15 protein-coding genes are annotated in these 15,132 nt (G+C 64.1%); 5 read left to right on the forward strand and 10 right to left on the reverse strand.

Features of this window, described 5'->3' with window-relative positions; all coding sequences use genetic code 11:
• Positions 1-30: 30 nt before the first annotated feature.
• Positions 31-471, reverse strand: coding sequence for an Lrp/AsnC family transcriptional regulator (locus FHS03_RS18445; protein WP_183442409.1), 441 nt, complete (start codon positions 469-471; stop codon positions 31-33).
• On the opposite strand from FHS03_RS18445, the gene FHS03_RS18450 reads away from it, so the two are divergent.
• The 3 genes from FHS03_RS18450 (at position 470) to FHS03_RS18460 (ending at position 2,543) form a co-directional block, all read left to right on the forward strand.
• The gene (locus FHS03_RS18450) at positions 470-1,690 is read left to right on the forward strand and encodes a S41 family peptidase (protein WP_183442410.1); all 1,221 of its coding nucleotides are present in this window, start codon (positions 470-472) and stop codon (positions 1,688-1,690) included. The genes FHS03_RS18445 and FHS03_RS18450 overlap by 2 nt on opposite strands.
• 188 nt (positions 1,691-1,878) lie before the next feature.
• Entirely contained in the window at positions 1,879-2,112 is a 234-nt protein-coding gene (locus tag FHS03_RS18455; protein ID WP_183442411.1) for a CopG family transcriptional regulator, read from the forward strand.
• Entirely contained in the window at positions 2,109-2,543 is a 435-nt protein-coding gene (locus tag FHS03_RS18460) for a TA system VapC family ribonuclease toxin (RefSeq protein WP_183442412.1), read from the forward strand. The genes FHS03_RS18455 and FHS03_RS18460 overlap by 4 nt, the downstream gene beginning before the upstream one ends.
• A 13-nt stretch (positions 2,544-2,556) precedes the next feature.
• On the opposite strand, the gene FHS03_RS18465 is transcribed toward FHS03_RS18460, so the two are convergent.
• Complete coding sequence (locus tag FHS03_RS18465) at positions 2,557-3,069, reverse strand: DNA-deoxyinosine glycosylase (RefSeq protein WP_183442413.1); 513 nt, start codon at positions 3,067-3,069, stop codon at positions 2,557-2,559.
• Between the two features lie 118 nt (positions 3,070-3,187).
• Between FHS03_RS18465 and FHS03_RS18470 the strand changes: the two genes are divergently transcribed.
• Together FHS03_RS18470 and FHS03_RS18475 are read left to right on the forward strand one after the other, a co-directional pair.
• Entirely contained in the window at positions 3,188-3,625 is a 438-nt protein-coding gene (locus FHS03_RS18470; RefSeq protein ID WP_183442414.1) for an Mpo1 family 2-hydroxy fatty acid dioxygenase, read from the forward strand.
• Between the two features lie 43 nt (positions 3,626-3,668).
• Positions 3,669-4,613: a DMT family transporter gene (locus tag FHS03_RS18475; RefSeq protein ID WP_183442415.1), complete on the forward strand. Its 945-nt coding sequence runs from the start codon at positions 3,669-3,671 to the stop codon at positions 4,611-4,613.
• Between the two features lie 25 nt (positions 4,614-4,638).
• Here FHS03_RS18475 and FHS03_RS18480 read toward each other — a convergent pair whose 3' ends face one another.
• The 8 genes from FHS03_RS18480 to hutU form a co-directional block, all read right to left on the reverse strand.
• A complete protein-coding gene (locus tag FHS03_RS18480; RefSeq protein ID WP_183442416.1) occupies positions 4,639-5,859 on the reverse strand; it encodes a hypothetical protein in 1,221 nt (406 codons plus the stop codon).
• 229 nt (positions 5,860-6,088) lie between these two features.
• The gene (locus FHS03_RS18485; protein ID WP_371871734.1) at positions 6,089-7,627 is read right to left on the reverse strand and encodes an ABC transporter permease/substrate-binding protein; all 1,539 of its coding nucleotides are present in this window, start codon (positions 7,625-7,627) and stop codon (positions 6,089-6,091) included.
• The gene (hutI, locus tag FHS03_RS18490; RefSeq protein WP_183442417.1) at positions 7,628-8,893 is read right to left on the reverse strand and encodes an imidazolonepropionase; all 1,266 of its coding nucleotides are present in this window, start codon (positions 8,891-8,893) and stop codon (positions 7,628-7,630) included.
• A 3-nt stretch (positions 8,894-8,896) separates the two neighbouring features.
• The gene (locus tag FHS03_RS18495; protein ID WP_183442418.1) at positions 8,897-9,481 is read right to left on the reverse strand and encodes a HutD/Ves family protein; all 585 of its coding nucleotides are present in this window, start codon (positions 9,479-9,481) and stop codon (positions 8,897-8,899) included.
• Positions 9,478-10,845 (reverse strand): formimidoylglutamate deiminase, encoded by a 1,368-nt coding sequence (locus tag FHS03_RS18500; RefSeq protein WP_183442419.1) that lies wholly within the window; start codon positions 10,843-10,845, stop codon positions 9,478-9,480. The genes FHS03_RS18495 and FHS03_RS18500 overlap by 4 nt, the downstream gene beginning before the upstream one ends.
• Positions 10,842-11,630: an N-formylglutamate deformylase gene (hutG, locus tag FHS03_RS18505; protein WP_183442420.1), complete on the reverse strand. Its 789-nt coding sequence runs from the start codon at positions 11,628-11,630 to the stop codon at positions 10,842-10,844. The genes FHS03_RS18500 and hutG overlap by 4 nt, the downstream gene beginning before the upstream one ends.
• Before the next feature lie 18 nt (positions 11,631-11,648).
• Positions 11,649-13,205: a histidine ammonia-lyase gene (hutH, locus tag FHS03_RS18510; protein WP_183442421.1), complete on the reverse strand. Its 1,557-nt coding sequence runs from the start codon at positions 13,203-13,205 to the stop codon at positions 11,649-11,651.
• A gap of 13 nt (positions 13,206-13,218) precedes the next feature.
• Positions 13,219-14,931 (reverse strand): urocanate hydratase, encoded by a 1,713-nt coding sequence (hutU, locus tag FHS03_RS18515; protein WP_183442422.1) that lies wholly within the window; start codon positions 14,929-14,931, stop codon positions 13,219-13,221.
• Positions 14,932-15,132 lie beyond the last annotated feature (201 nt).

Genomic DNA, 15,132 nt, shown 5'->3' on the forward strand with positions numbered 1-15,132 from the left:
CGTGACGTGGGTTGATCGGGGATGAAAGCTTCAGATGAGCGGCGCCGCGATCTGGAGCGAACGCAGCATGATTCGCGTGTTGGTGTCCTGCACGCCGCCGCGCGCCCTGAGATTTTCGGTCAGCCGCACTAAGGCCTCCTGGTTGGCGCAGGCGACGCGCACCATGTAATCGAAGCTGCCGGTCATCAGGACCGCTTCCACCACGCCCGGAATGGTTTGCAGCGTCGCTTCGAACGCTTGCGCCGTCACGCCGGGCAGCATCTTGACGTCGATGACGGCCTGCAGGGACAAGTCGAGCGCATGCGGATCAAGGCGCGCATGGTAGCCCAGGATCACGCCAGCGGTTTCCATACGCCGCATCCGTTCGGCCACCGCATTGGCCGACAGATGGATGCGTTCCGCGATCTCCTTGTAGCTGATTCTGGCGTCGTTGCGGAGAATGGCAGCGATTTTCGCATCGATTTGATCCATGACTGAGTTTATCTCGGAAAAACCCGGATATTACACAGAAAATCCGCAGAAAAAACAAGCGGGGATTGCTATGATCGACGGCACGGCGGCAATGCCGCGCAATCATTCAATAATCACTCAAACGACCATCGAAGAGACAAAGGAAGGTTCTATGCCCCGCATGCTAATCACGCTCTTGCTCGCCGCCGCCGCCCACGCATCCGCACACGAAGCGCCATCGCCCAGCGCGGCGCTGGATGCCGCGGCGCGCCAAGCCATCGTCAAGGAACTGGCACAATCGGTCGAAGACAATTACGTGTTCCCGCAGGTGGCAAAGAAAGTAGCCGCGCACCTGCGCGCCAGGCATGCGAAGAACGCCTATGCCAGCGCCGATACGGCCGCCGCGCTGGCAGATTTTTTAACCGCCGATCTGCGCAGCGTCGGCCAGGATTTGCATTTTAGCGTGCGCTTCGATCCTGAGTTCAAAGCGGTGCCGGAAGACGTGGCGCCCAGCGCCGAAGAACTGGACCAGCAACGCCGACAGGCCGAGCGGGTGGCGGGTGGCGTATTCCGGGTCGAACGCCTGCCGGGCAATGTGGGTTATCTGGAACTGCGCGGTTTCGAACCGGCCTCGTTTTCCGCGGCGTCCATCAGCGCGGCGATGACGCTATTGAAGAATACCGAGGCAATCATTCTGGATTTACGCAAGAACGGCGGTGGAGAGGGCGAAACCGTTGCCTACCTGATGAGCCACTTTTTCGCCGAGGGCGATCAGCGGCATTTGAACGATATGGTCTTCCGCAAAGCCCATCGCAACAAACAGCACTGGACCAGCACCGCCGTTGCCGTGCACTACACGCGTCCAGTATATGTACTGACGTCCAAACAGACCTTCTCGGCGGCCGAGGAATGCGCCTACAATTTTCAAACGCAGAAACGCGCCACCCTCGTCGGCGAAGTGACCGGCGGCGGCGCCAATCCCGGCGATTCCTTTCCGATAGGCGCGGGCCTGGTCGCCTTCATTTCGACCGGCCAATCGATCAACCCGGTCACGCAGAAAAATTGGGAAGGGGTCGGCGTCAAGCCGGATGTGGCCACGCCGGCAGATCGCGCATTCGATGTCGCCAACGCCAGGATCCTGCGCGAGATCGTCATTCCAAAAACCGGCGACGACAGAGCACGCGCGCAACTGACTGCGCAGGCGGAGCGGCTGGAGAAAGGGGCGGCAGCGCCGAATTGAAACGGGAGTGGAGGCCGGGCGTTATGCCGGTCACTTGCAATATCAAGAGCCAGAAGTTGAGTGAGGTTTTCGTTAATTTTGACACCCGATACACAGTCCTAGCGCAGCACTCCAACGCAACGCCAGGAAATGTAAATGCAAGTGATGTATGATGGATAATGCCTGAAGCTCAAGCTAAGGAGAGAAAGATGCGCACCACTTTAGCAATCGACGATGATGTGCTCGCTGCCGCGAAAGGGCTTGCTGCGCTTCATCGCAAAAGCGTCGGTCAGGTCATCTCTGCGCTCGCCCGACAGGCACTTCAACCGCAGAAGCCCAGTTACACCACGCGCAACGGTGTACCGCTACTCAAGCCGCAAACGGGGGCCGTACCGGCCTCACTGGAAATAGTCAACAAATTGCGCGACGAGCTCCCAGGATGACCTACCTGCTGGACGTAAATGTTTTGATCGCACTGGTTGATCCCAGCCACGTCCAGCACGACATTGCGCATGAGTGGTTCGCGAGGGATGGGAAAAAAGCATGGGCCACCTGCCCTATCACAGAAAACGGCGCGTTGCGCATTATTGGTCACGCTAGCTATCCCAACTCGCCTGGAAGTCCAGCTGCGGTGGCCCCCTTGTTACGCACCATGCGCTTGCTCAACGGGCACGTATTTTGGAGCGATGATATCAGTCTGCTGGACAGTGGGAAAATCGATACCATGCGTTTACTGAATGCGGCGCAGACTACCGATAGTTATCTGCTTGCGCTGGCTCAAACCCATGGTGGCCAGCTAGCGACACTCGATCGCCGCCTTGTCGTGACTGCCGTTCATGATGGAGCCAGCTCTCTGTGCCTGATCGGCGACTAGCCATAGCCAGCAATCAATCGCCCCGCAGCACCTGCCACTGCCGCAATTTTTCTGCGTATGGCACCGTATAGGCCGGGCTGCTCGATGGCAGTTGCAGGATGCGGTAGCGCGTGGCGTGCTGGCCCAAGGCTTTGAGGCCAAGTTTGCCCGCCGTACCGCCGTTAAAGGCGATCGCGGTTATCCCGGGATAGCGGGTCAGCAGGTCCAGCAGGTCGTTGTCGTCACGATTGCGAATATTGCTGTCCAAGCTGCCCGCGCGGTGCGCTTCCGCCACCACATCCCACAGGCCAATGCCGTGCCGCAGCAGCGTTGCCAAGCGCTCGGCATAGACCAGCGGCGTCATTTTCTCATCGATCACGTCCGACATCAGCTGCCAGAATTTGTTTTGCGGATGGCCGTAATACTGCTGGAGCGCCAGCGACTTCTCGCCCGGCAGGCTTCCCAATATCAGGAGGCGGGTGCGCTCGTCAACGACCGGATCGAAGCAGCGCTTGCGCAGGTTTAAGTCTGGGGCGGGTTTGCTCATTCGCAGAATTCTACTTGAAGTGCGGCGGCAAGCAGCTACCATGATGTCCACGGATTTAGCAATAGCTCGCCTGAGCGGGTGTAGAATTAATGCCATAAAAGCAAACAGGAGATACGCCATGCCCGAAGCCAGAGCGATCGATACCCTGCTCGCCCGTTATAGCGAAAGCCATCTGCATCCCGTGAACGAACTGATTCACTTCGTTTGCGTGCCGGTGATTATGTTTACTGTGCTTGGCCTGCTGTGGGCCGCGCATCCCCTGCTTGCGCTGGTGGCGGTGGGGCTGAGCATGGTCTATTACTTCAAGCTGTCGCCGCCCTTCGCCGCCGGCATGCTGCTGATGGCGGCGGCGATGCTCGCCATCCTCGCCGCGCTGCCGCCGCGCGCCGTGCTGCCGCTGTCCTTGCTGGTCTTTGTGTTGGCCTGGATCGGGCAGTTTATCGGGCATAAGATCGAGGGCAAGAAGCCTTCCTTCTTCGAGGATCTGCGCTTCCTGCTGATCGGCCCCCTGTTCGTCCTGAGCTTCCTGTACCGCCGCCTGAAACTGGCCTACTGAGCCGCTTCATGTAGGGAGCGGAGAAAGACCGTATACTGAGGGGATGTCTTCTCCTGTCCTCTTTATTCTCGCTTCCCTGATCTGGGGTTCCACCTTCTTCGCCATCACGCTGCAACTGGGTGACGTGCCGCCCGCCGTTTCGGTGGTCTACCGCTTCGCGCTCGCCTCGGCGGCGCTGTTTGCCTGGTGCGCGCTGCGCGGCCAGCGCCTGCGCGTTTCCTGGCCCGCCCAGCGCTGGACCTTCCTGCAGGGCAGCAGCACCTTCGCCCTCAGTTATATCTGCACCTATTCGTCGGAGCAGTATCTGGTATCGGCCCTGGTGGCCGTGCTGTATGTGCTGATGGTATTCTGGACGCCGCTGCTGGGCCGCATCGCTTTCGGCACACGGATCAGCAAGCGCACCTGGAGCGCCGGCGCCGGCGCGCTGGCCGGGGTTTCGCTGCTGTTCCATGAATCGATCTGGGCGGCCTGGCAGGAAATCCTGCGCGGCGGCGATGGCCACTTCCTGCTTGGCCTGGGACTGGCGCTGACCGGCACTGTCGCCAGCTCGGTCGGCAATCTGCTGGTGGTGAAAGTGCGCGAGCATGATTCCAACGTGCTGCTGACCATGGCCTGGGCCATGCTCTGGGGCACGCTGCTGGTGGTAGTGTGGGCCGTGGTCAGCGGCGCCTCGTTCCGCCTGCCGCCTTCGCCAACTTACTGGGGTGGCTTGGTCTACCTTGCGCTGTTCGGTTCCGTGATCGCCTTCGCCTGCTACTTCACGCTGATCCACCGCCTTGGCGCGCAGAAGGCGGTGTATATCGGCGTGGTGACGCCGGTGATCTCGGTGCTGCTGTCGATCCGGATGGAGAATTTCCGGCCCGGCCCCGTGCAGTGGCTGGGCATGGTGGTCTGCCTGGCCAGCGTGGCCTGGGCGCTGCATACGCCAGCCGCAGCGCCCAGGCCAGCCGGTCAGACCGATGTTGAAGAATTAGAGCAGGCTTCATAAGCGGCGCCGGGCAACGTCACGCTGCCTATTGAGCCGTGCTCGGCACACCAAATTTGCTGAGAACCGGGAAGTTTTGCAGTTTGAGGAAGACTTTGGCTTTGACGTCGTCCACTTCCATATTCTTGACAATCGCACCCGTCGATTCGCGCAGCGCGGCGATCATGGTGGTGCCGTCGGCGGCGCTCACCTGCTTCATGGCGACCATATTCAGAATCCTGCCGAGCATCTCGAAGGAACGCTGGGCCAGATCTATCTGCAACTCGGCGCGCCTGACCGCGGCCTCAGCCAACCGCGCATCCTGATCCAGGAAATGCAGGCAGGACTTGCGCAGTGCTTCCGCGTTCTGCAGCAGCTCTTTTTTACGCTCCGTGACGGACTGCGAAATCATCTGGCCGAACAGCGTGGTGCAGACCTCGCGGCCAAAGCCCAGTTCCAGCGTGGATTCCACGATTTTCGTGACCGCCTGGCTGATATGCTGCGCCGTTGCCGCATCCACCGGCGCGCGCGCGGGCTCCACGGCGAATACCGCGTTCGACATGCTGCCGCCCGTCGTTCCAGCCGCCGCCCGTACAGCCTTAGCTTCCGCCAGATCCGTGCGTCGCGTCTGCGTCAGCTCCTTTGCGGTCTTCAATGTGGCGTCGGCCTTGTCAGCCTTGGTTTTGGCCGCGATGTAATCGTCGCTGCTGGTATCGGCCGGATTCTTTTTCTTGAAGTCCTCCAACTCCTGCTTCGCGGTCTTGGCATTGGCGGCGGCGCTGTCCTCGCTGCTTTGCGCCGCCTGCAAGGAAGCGCTGGCCACTTCAACCAGCTTGATCGCATCGCCCAGCACATCGGCATTGGTGCCGCCGGCCTGGCCGCTGATCGTCACCGCCGGCGCCTTCACCGCACCGGTCAGCTGCTCGATGGCCAGCACCGCCACCATCGTGCTCTGGAAGCGTCGCTGCAGCGTTTCCAGGCCGAATTCGGTCACGCCAGCGTTGATGAAGGCCTCGCAGTTGGTGAACATGATGTCGCGCAGCAGCTGGATGCTCTGCGTGCGCAAGCCTATGCTGGCCGCGCCCTCCGAGAAAGCTTGCGAATAACCGATGTCGCCCTTGGTCGGAACCGAGACATCCAGGCCGGCCTTGGCGGCGAAGGCGGACAAGGCGTCCGGACTGGGTTCGGCGCAGTAGCGGCGCAAAGGCTTGTTGTCCTTGTCGTAAGCTATATTGGTCACCACGGCGCGCTGCTTGGCATCGACAAACACCGCCGCGGCTTTCTCTCCTTCGAACTCTCTCTCCTTGTTGTAAGTGGACCAGCTGGCGCAGGCGCTTACACGCGGACGCCAGGCAAAAAAAATCCCGCGTCAGCTTGCGCTGCGCGGGGCGGAACCCATTGTCAAGTGGGAGGGGAGATGAATCAACGAGTTCACTATATTCCTGCCCTTTGACGAAATCCCGGTCCTTTACAATTCCTTACCAACAGTCGCATCTTCCTTACATCTGCTGGCTTGAAATCCGGCGACGCGGCACCACCATGCGCTCGGCCAGTTCGAACAAGCCTTGCGTCAGCAGGGCCAGTGCGGCGGCGGGCAAGGCGCCGGCCAGCAACATATCGTTGTCGTTCAAGGCCAGGCCGGTGGTAATGCGCTCACCGTAACCGCCCGCGCCGATAAAGGCGGCAATGGTGGCCGTGCCCACGCTCATGACCGCCGCCGTCTTCACCCCTGCCAGGATCACGGGCAAGGCCAGCGGCAGTTCAATATGCAGCAGGCGCTGATTGGGCCTCAGGCCCAGCGCCAGCGCGGCGGTCTTTAATCCCTTTGGCACGCCGAGAATGCCGGTGCATGTGTTGCGCACAACAGGCAGCAGCGCGTATACAAATAGGGCGATCAGCGCCGGCAAGGTGCCGATGGCGCCCAGCAGCGGGATCAGGATCGCCAGCAGGGCCAGCGAAGGCACGGTCTGCAACACGCCAACCACCGCCATCACAGCCTGGCGCAGGCGCGGCGCATAGGCCGCCAGCACGCCGAGCGGAATGCCCACGGCACAGGCCAGCAGCACGGACAGCGCCACCAGCGTGACGTGCTGGCGCGTCAGCGGCCACAGATTGTCGTCAAAAATCTTGGCGAGCAGGCCGGGACGATCGGCCTTGGCTGGCGTCGCGCGCGGCGGCGCAGCGTCCGCAACGGCGCTTTTGGCTGCTTGCGCGGCGAGCCAGTCGCGCGCCACGGCGCTGAAGCTTTTGCCTTCGATTTCGGCGGCGGCGTTCATCGCGATCATGTCTCCGGCGGCGATGCGTCCCTCCAGGCCGCGCATGGCCTGCCAGGCGGCGGGGAAGCGCTTGGCCGCGTCCAGCCGGTACAGCAGCACGGCGTCGTAACGCGGGAAGTAGGCGCGGTCGTCGTCCAGCACGCGCAAGCCGTATTGACTGATCTTGGCGTCGGTGGAGTAGATGTCGATCACGTCGACCTGGCGCTGTGCCAGCGCCTCATACGCGATGCCGTGATCGAGACCGGAGGGCCGCTGGCTGATGCCGTAGCTGCGCGCCAGCCCCTGCCAGCCGTCGGCGCGGCCGATGAATTCATGCGACAGGCCGAACTTCAATTCCTTGTGCCGCGCCAGATCGCTCAGCGCGCGCAAGTCCGCCGCATCGCCACGTACAGCCAAGGCATAGGTATTGTTGAAGCCCAGCGGCTGCGATACCCCCAGTCCCTGCTGCGCCAGCTCGCGCCGGATCTCGTCCAGCGTGGCGGGCTTGGCATGCTTGAGGATTTCCTGGTCGATGGTGCCGACGTACTCGGGATAGACGTCGATGCTGCCCGCTTTCAGCGCGGCCAGCACGATGGCGGTATTGCCCAGCCCCTGGCGGTGTTCGGTCCGGGCATGCGGCGCGGCCGTCTGCGCCAGCACCTCGCCCAGCACATACGATTCGGTGAAGCGCTTGGAGCCGATGCGCAAAACCGCGTCATCGGCCAGCGCCGGCGCCGCGGCGGATAAAAGCGCGGCGACCAGCCAGGGACGCGCGCTTCCCACTCAGCCGCCGGAGCTGGTCCGGGCCGCCGCCAGGCTGGCCATATCCAGCAGCGGCTGGCGCCATACGCCGCCATTGACCACGGCGCGGCAGGGATTGAAGCCGAAGGCATAGGACAGGTCGGCCGGACGGGCGATCCGCCACAGCGCGAAGTCGGCGCGCTTGCCCACTTCCAGGCTGCCCACTTCATCCTGTAAGCCCAGGGCGCGCGCAGCGTGAATGGTGCAGCCGGACAGCGCCTCCAGCGGCGTCAGACGCCACAAGGTACAGACCATATTCATCGCCAGCAACAGCGATGTCATGGGCGAGGTACCGGGATTGTTGTCGGTGGAGACAGCCATCGGCACGCCGGCGGCGCGCAGCGCGGCAACCGGCGGCGGCGTGGTGTCGCGCAGGAAGTAGTAAGCGCCAGGCAGCAGCACGGCCACCGTACCCGCCTGCGCCATGGCGGCGATGCCGCTCTCGCTCAAATGCTCCAGATGGTCGGCGGACAGGCCGCCGTAGCGCGCCACGAGCTCCGCCCCGCCCTGGTCGGACAACTGCTCCGCATGCAGCTTGACCGGCAAGCCATGCCGCTGCGCGGCCTGGAATACGCGCTCGGTCTGTTCGCGGCTGAAGCCGATGCGTTCGCAGAAGGCATCCACCGCATCGGCCAGGCCTTCAGCGGCCAGCGCGGGAACCATCTCGCACACGGCCTGCACATAATCGTCGGCACGTCCTGCATATTCCGGCGGCAGCGCGTGCGCGCCCAGGAAGGTGGTCGCCACCCGCAGCGGCAGCTCAGCGCCGACGCGGCGCGCCACGCGCAGCATCTTGCGTTCCGACTCCAGGTCCAGGCCGTAACCGGACTTGATTTCGATCGTGGTCACGCCTTCGGCCAGCAGGCTGGCGATGCGCGGCAGGCTTTGCGCCAACAGTTCTTCGTCCGAAGCGGCGCGCGTGGCGCGCACGGTGGACATGATGCCGCCGCCGGCGCGGGCGATATCCTCATAGGTCGCGCCGTTCAGGCGCGCCTCGAATTCATCGCTGCGGTTGCCGGCGTGGACGATATGCGTATGGCAGTCGATCAGGCCGGGCGTCAGCCAGCAGCCACCGCCATCGCGTTCCTCGTCCGCGCTGCCATGGCGCGCCGCGTCAGCGCGCGCGCCCAGCCAGGCGATGCGGCCATCTTTCACCGCCACCGCGCCGTCGCGCACTTCGCCATAGCCTTCGCCGGCCATGGTGGCCAGGTGCACATTGACGATCAGCAGATCCCACACTGCACTCATGCTTTACTCTTCTTCGTTTGGAATGATATCGACGATGAACACGGTGGCCTGTCCGGCCTCCAGCGTCCACACATCCTCGCGGTCCAGCACCAGCGCGTCGTAGCGTACCATCGCCACGCGTTCCCTGCCGCTCGCCACCGTCAGGCTCTCGCCCTCGGCCAGAAACAGCACCGTCAATTCGCTGCGCCGCTCCAGCGTGGAAAAGTCGCGCACCTCGCGCCGCTCCAGCTGGTGGCTGCAGCGCGCGCGGCGCGTCATCACATTGAAATCGGTGGTGATGCCTTCGATGGTGGCCGAAACGGCCGTCTCGCCGGGGAAGGCCACCACCGGTTCGCGCTCGCTGAGCGCCACGCGCCGTTCATTGCCCACATCCAGCACCACGCCAGCGCCTTCCACCAGGGTCAGCGTGCGGTCGATGCCGGGGAAAACGGAAAACGGCCCGCTGGCCGCGATCGTCGCCAGGCTGATGCGCCAGTCGAATTCATCGAAGCTGGCGCCCGCAGGCGCCACGGCGATTTCCGTCGTGCTGCCGCCGCCATTCTTCCATGGCGAAGCGTGCAGACTTGCATACTGGATCAGTGCAGTCATGTTCCCAGTCCGCGCAGTTCGGCCAGCGTCTGTTTGAAGCGCGCGGTGATGGCCGGTTGCGCCGCGTGCTTCTGGCCGCGCACCACCCACTGGCCGCCGACCATGACATCTTTGACTAGATTATCATTTCCGCAGAAGACCAGGCTGCCCAAAACCTCTTGCGCATCCAGGCCATCGAGATTCGGATGCTCATTATCGAGCACGATCAGGTCGGCGCGCTTGCCCACGCTGAGCGCGCCCACGGGACGGCCCGCCGCCTGGGCGCCGCCTTGCAGCGCGGCCTGCCATAAAAAGTCACCCACATTGCGTTGTTCGCGCGAGACGGCGATATTGCGGCGCTGCTGCTGCAGACGCTGGCCATATTCCAGCCAGCGCAGCTCTTCCACCGCGCCCTGAGAAATATGGCTGTCGCTGCCGACGCCGAAACGGCCGCCTTGCTGCAGGAAAGGCTCCAGCGGGAACAAGCCGTCGCCCAGATTCGCCTCCGTCGTCGGACACAGGCCGGCCACCGCGCCGCTGCGGGCGATGGCGCCCACCTCCTCGTCCACCAGATGGGTGGCGTGCACCAGGCACCAGCGCTGGTCCACCGGCAGATGGTCATACAGATACTGCACCGGACGGCGGCCGCTGTAATCGAGCGACTGTTTCACCTCACCCTGCTGCTCGGCGATATGGATATGCACCGGGCGCTGGGCCGGCAGCGCCGCCAGCACTTCGCGGATCTGCGCCACCGAGGCGGCGCGCAGCGAATGCGGGGCCACGCCCACTTCCACCTGGGCGCCGCGCTGGCTTTCCAGCGCGCCGACGATGTTCAACACATCCTGCGCATCGGTCTTGAAGCGGTTCTGCTCGGGCTTGAGCGCGGCCTCGCCGAAACCGGAATAGCTGTACAGCACCGGCAGCATGGTGATGCCGATGCCCGACAGTTGCGCCGCCGCGATCACGCGCTGCGCCGTTTCGGCCGGCTGCGCATACATCGCGCCGTCCGGCGCGCGCTGCACATAATGGAATTCGCAGATCGAGGTATAGCCGTGGCGCAAGCATTCGCTGAACAGCTGGGCGGCAATCGCCTCGATCTGTTCCGGCGTGATGCTGCGCGCAAAGCGGTACATCAGGTCGCGCCAGGTCCAGAAGCTGTCCGGACTATCGCCTGCCTTCTCGGTCAGGCCGCCCAGCGCGCGCTGGAAGCTGTGCGAATGCAGATTGATCATGCCCGGCATGACGTAGTGCGCGGTTTCGACGCCTTGGCCGGGCTGCGCATCCGGAGTTACCGCTGTCAGGCTGCCCGCCGCGTCCCACTGCAACAGCACATTCCGATGCCAGCCGTCCGGCAGCAGCGCATTGCGCGCGAACAGCGCCGTCATTGCCTGGTCCAATCGGCGGCGGCCTGGGTCAGCTGGCGCAGCAAGGGCTGCACCCGCGCCGCCAGATCGTCGCGATAGGCGAAAGGCAGGGTTTCATTCATATAGGTGGACTGGCACATCTCCAGCTGGATGCCATGCACGCCGCGTTCCGGCTTGCCGTAGTGGCGCGTGATATGGCCACCCTTGAAGCGGCCGTTGACGGCCACGGTATAGCCGCCATGGGCTTGCGCCAGGCCGGCGATGGTTTCGGTCAGCGCGGGCGCGCAACTGGCGCCATCGGCCGTGCCGAAGTTCAGGTCGGGCAGCTTGCCTTCGAAGAAGCGCGGCACGATGGAGGCGATGGAGTGCGCGTCCCACAGCACGACGCGGCCGTGCAGATGCAGCAGGCGGTCGAGTTCCGCGCGCAGCTGGTCGTGATACGGTTTCCAGTAGGCGGCCAGGCGGCGCTGCACTTCCGCCTCGTCCGGCTGCTGGCCGTCCTGGTACAGCGGTTCGCGGTGGAAAGTGTCGAGCGGGCACAGGCCGGTCGTATCCTGGCCCGGATACAGATTGGTGTTCTCGGGAGGACGGTTCAGGTCAATCACATACCGCGACCAGCGCGCCGACAGCGTAGACGCCCCCATCTCCTGCAGGAAGTCATACAGCTGCACCAGATGCCAGTCGGTGTCCGGCTTGTCCAGCGCGCCCGGCGTGAAGCGGGCCGCGATATCGTCCGGAATATCGGTGCCCACATGGGGCATCGACACCAGCAGCGGAATGCCGCCGGCCTTGAATTGATAATCCATATACGTCCTCCCTGCCGCTTAAGGATGCAGCGGCGTGAACAGATTTTTGCAGCCGGCGCTCAGCTCACCTTTGAGCACCATCTGCTTGGCCGCCTCGATGTCCGGCGCGAACAGGCGATCGACGTCGAAGAACGGCACCTTCTGGCGCAGCTGGGCGTGCACTTGCTCCAGTTGCGGCGAAGACTGCAGCGGACGGTGGAAGTCGATGCCCTGCGCCGCCGCCAGCAGCTCGATGCCGACGATGACGGCGGTATTGTGCGCCATATCGTCCAGGCGGCGCGCCGCGAAGGTGGCCATGCTCACATGGTCTTCCTGGTTGGCCGAGGTCGGGATGGTGTCCACGCTGGCCGGATGGGCCAGTGACTTGTTCTCAGACGCCAGCGCGGCGGCGGTGACGTGGGCGATCATGAAGCCCGAATTCACGCCCGGGTCTTTCACCAGGAAAGGCGGCAGACCGCCGGACAAGGTGGCGTCGATCAGCAGCGAAATGCGGCGCTCGGAAATGCTGCCGATTTCGGCAATCGCCAGCGCCAGCGTGTCGGCGGCGAAGGCCACCGGCTCGGCATGGAAGTTACCGCCCGAGACGATCTGCACATCGTCGCCGGAGAAGATCAGCGGATTGTCGGTGACGGCATTGGCTTCGATCAGCAAGGTACGGCTGGCGTTGGCGATCAGGTCCATGCAGGCGCCCATGACTTGCGGCTGGCAGCGCAGGCAGTACGGGTCTTGCACGCGCTCGTCGCCCACCAGGTGCGAGGCGCGGATGGCGCTATTGGCCACCAGCTGGCGGTAGATCGCAGCGGCGGCGATCTGGCCCGGCTGGCCGCGCACCTCGTGCACGCGGGCGTCGAACGGCGAATCGCTGCCCTTGGCCGCGTCCAGCGACAGGGAACCCGTGACCATGCCCGCTTCCAGCAGGCGCTCGGCCATGAACAGGCCATGCAGCGCCAGCGCGGCGGACGCCTGGGTGCCGTTGATCAGCGCCAGGCCTTCTTTCGCGGCCAGCACCACCGGCGCGATGCCGGCGGCTTTCAGCGCGTCGGCCGCCTGCATCAGCTCACCGTTCACGCGCACCTGGCCTTCGCCCAGGATCGCCAGCGTCATATGCGACAGCGGCGCCAGGTCGCCCGAGGCGCCGACCGAACCCTTGGCCGGAATGGCCGGGACGATGCCGGCGTTGTACAGGGCGATCAGGGTGTCGATCACCACCGGACGGATGCCGGAGAAGCCGCGCGCCAGGCTGCCGATCTTCATCAACATCAGCAGGCGCACGACGTGGTCGGACATCAGCTCGCCGGTGCCTACGGAATGCGACAGGATCAGGTTGCGCTGCAGCTGTTCCAGCTTGTCGTCCGGGATGCGGGTCTTGGCCAGCAGGCCGAAACCGGTGTTGATGCCGTAAGCGGCCGCGCCCTTCTCGACGATGGCGCGCACGGTGGCGGCCGACGCTTCGATGACCGGATAGGCTTCGGCGGCCAGCGCCACCGGCGCGTGCGCGTTCCAGGCGGCGCGCAATTCGGCCAGGGTGATTTTGCCGGGCTTCAGGGTCCAGGCGTTGTTCTGCGTTTTGTTCATGTGCTTTGTCTCTTTATTTAATCATTGGCAGATTCAGGCCGTTGCGCTTGGCGCAGGCGACCGCGGATTCGTAGCCGGCATCGGCATGGCGCATCACGCCCGAGCCGCTGTCGTTGACCAGCACGCGCGCCAGGCGCTTGGCGGCGGCGTCGGTGCCGTCGGCCACGATCACCACGCCGGAGTGCTGGGAATAGCCCATGCCCACGCCACCGCCATGGTGCAGCGAAACCCAGGTCGCGCCGCCGGCGGTGTTCAGCAGGGCGTTCAGCAGCGGCCAGTCGGACACGGCGTCGGTGCCGTCCTTCATGCTTTCCGTTTCGCGATTAGGGCTGGCCACCGAGCCGGTGTCCAGGTGGTCGCGGCCGATGACGATCGGCGCTTTCAGCTCGCCCTTGCGCACCATCTCGTTGAAAGCCAGGCCGGCGATATGGCGCTCGCCCAGGCCCAGCCAGCAGATGCGCGCCGGCAGACCCTGGAAGGCGATGCGCTCGCGCGCCATGTCCAGCCAGCGGTGCACCTGCGCGTGGTGCGGGAACAGCTCCTTGATCTTGGCGTCGGTCTTGTAGATATCCTCCGGATCGCCGGACAGCGCCACCCAGCGGAACGGGCCGCGGCCTTCGCAGAACTGCGGACGGATATAGGCCGGCACGAAGCCGGGGAAGTCGAAGGCGTTCTTCACGCCCTGGTCCAAGGCCACCTGGCGGATGTTGTTGCCGTAATCGACCACCTTGGCGCCCAGCTGCTGGAAGTCCAGCATGGCCTGCACGTGGACGGCGCAGGACGCGGCGGCCGCGCTGGTCAGGCGCTCGTGGCTGGCCGCATCCTGCTGCGCCGCCTTCCACTCGGCCACGCTCCAGCCGTTCGGCAGATAGCCGTTGATCAGGTCATGGGCCGAGGTCTGGTCGGTCACGATATCGGGGATGATGCCGCCGGCCTTAGCGCGCTTGACCAGCTCCGGCAGCACCTCGGCCGCATTGCCCAGCAGGCCGATGGAAATCGCCTCGCCGGCCGCCTTGTGCTGCTGCACCAGGGCCAGCGCCTCGTCGATGGAGGCGGCCTGCTTGTCCAGGTAGCGGGTACGCAGGCGGAAGTCGATGCTGCTCTGCTGGCACTCAATGGTCAGCGACACCGCGCCCGCCATGGTCGCGGCCAGCGGCTGCGCGCCGCCCATGCCGCCCAGGCCCGCCGTCAGAATCCAGCGGCCTTTCAGGTCGCCGCCGAAATGCTGGCGGCCCGCTTCGGCGAAGGTCTCGTAGGTACCCTGCACGATGCCCTGGGTGCCGATATAGATCCAGCTGCCAGCCGTCATCTGGCCGTACATGAACAGGCCCTTGCGGTCCAGCTCATTGAAATGCTCCCAATTGCCCCACTTCGGCACCAGGTTCGAGTTCGCGATCAGCACGCGCGGCGCATCGGCGTGGGTCTGGAACACGCCCACCGGCTTGCCGGACTGGATCAGCAGCGTCTGGTCCTCTTCCAGCTCCTTGAGCGAAGCCAGGATCTGATCGAAGCACTCCCAGTTGCGGGCAGCGCGGCCGATGCCGCCGTAGACCACCAGATGCTTCGGATTCTCCGCCACTTCCTTGTCCAGATTATTCTGGAGCATGCGGTAGGCCGCTTCCGCGCCCCAGGTCTTGCACACCCGCTCAGAACCGCGCGGCGCGCGGATCTCGCGGGAAGCATCGAAACGGGGATCATTTTCCAGGCTGCTCGAAGGGGTGCTCATATCGTCTCCATAAAATAGGGAACACGCAGGCAGCAATGCCCACATATGCGCCAAGCATAAGTTGTCTATACAACCAAGTCAACCGAATTCTACCCCACCGGCTTTGATCTACCGCAAACAATGTCCACCCTGGTGTCAGGCACCACGGTCGGACATTTACTGATTTAGATCAAAGAATGTCCTACTCCAGTGCCTGACACC

Source organism: Pseudoduganella violacea (assembly GCF_014191875.1).
In the GTDB taxonomy this organism is placed as follows: Bacteria; Pseudomonadota; Gammaproteobacteria; order Burkholderiales; family Burkholderiaceae_D; genus Rugamonas; species Rugamonas violacea_A.

What these genes read in the sequence shown, in the direction of transcription:
- hutI (WP_183442417.1), bottom strand. Translation starts at nt 8,893, where the DNA reads ATGAGTGCAGTGTGGGATCTGCTGATCGTCAATGTGCACCTGGCCACC.
- FHS03_RS18465 (WP_183442413.1), bottom strand. Translation starts at nt 3,069, where the DNA reads ATGAGCAAACCCGCCCCAGACTTAAACCTGCGCAAGCGCTGCTTCGAT.
- FHS03_RS18445 (WP_183442409.1), bottom strand. Translation starts at nt 471, where the DNA reads ATGGATCAAATCGATGCGAAAATCGCTGCCATTCTCCGCAACGACGCC.
- FHS03_RS18475 (WP_183442415.1), top strand. Translation starts at nt 3,669, where the DNA reads ATGTCTTCTCCTGTCCTCTTTATTCTCGCTTCCCTGATCTGGGGTTCC.
- FHS03_RS18470 (WP_183442414.1), top strand. Translation starts at nt 3,188, where the DNA reads ATGCCCGAAGCCAGAGCGATCGATACCCTGCTCGCCCGTTATAGCGAA.
- FHS03_RS18455 (WP_183442411.1), top strand. Translation starts at nt 1,879, where the DNA reads ATGCGCACCACTTTAGCAATCGACGATGATGTGCTCGCTGCCGCGAAA.
- hutH (WP_183442421.1), bottom strand. Translation starts at nt 13,205, where the DNA reads ATGAACAAAACGCAGAACAACGCCTGGACCCTGAAGCCCGGCAAAATC.
- FHS03_RS18450 (WP_183442410.1), top strand. Translation starts at nt 470, where the DNA reads ATGACTGAGTTTATCTCGGAAAAACCCGGATATTACACAGAAAATCCG.
- hutG (WP_183442420.1), bottom strand. Translation starts at nt 11,630, where the DNA reads ATGGATTATCAATTCAAGGCCGGCGGCATTCCGCTGCTGGTGTCGATG.
- FHS03_RS18500 (WP_183442419.1), bottom strand. Translation starts at nt 10,845, where the DNA reads ATGACGGCGCTGTTCGCGCGCAATGCGCTGCTGCCGGACGGCTGGCAT.
- hutU (WP_183442422.1), bottom strand. Translation starts at nt 14,931, where the DNA reads ATGAGCACCCCTTCGAGCAGCCTGGAAAATGATCCCCGTTTCGATGCT.
- FHS03_RS18495 (WP_183442418.1), bottom strand. Translation starts at nt 9,481, where the DNA reads ATGACTGCACTGATCCAGTATGCAAGTCTGCACGCTTCGCCATGGAAG.
- FHS03_RS18460 (WP_183442412.1), top strand. Translation starts at nt 2,109, where the DNA reads ATGACCTACCTGCTGGACGTAAATGTTTTGATCGCACTGGTTGATCCC.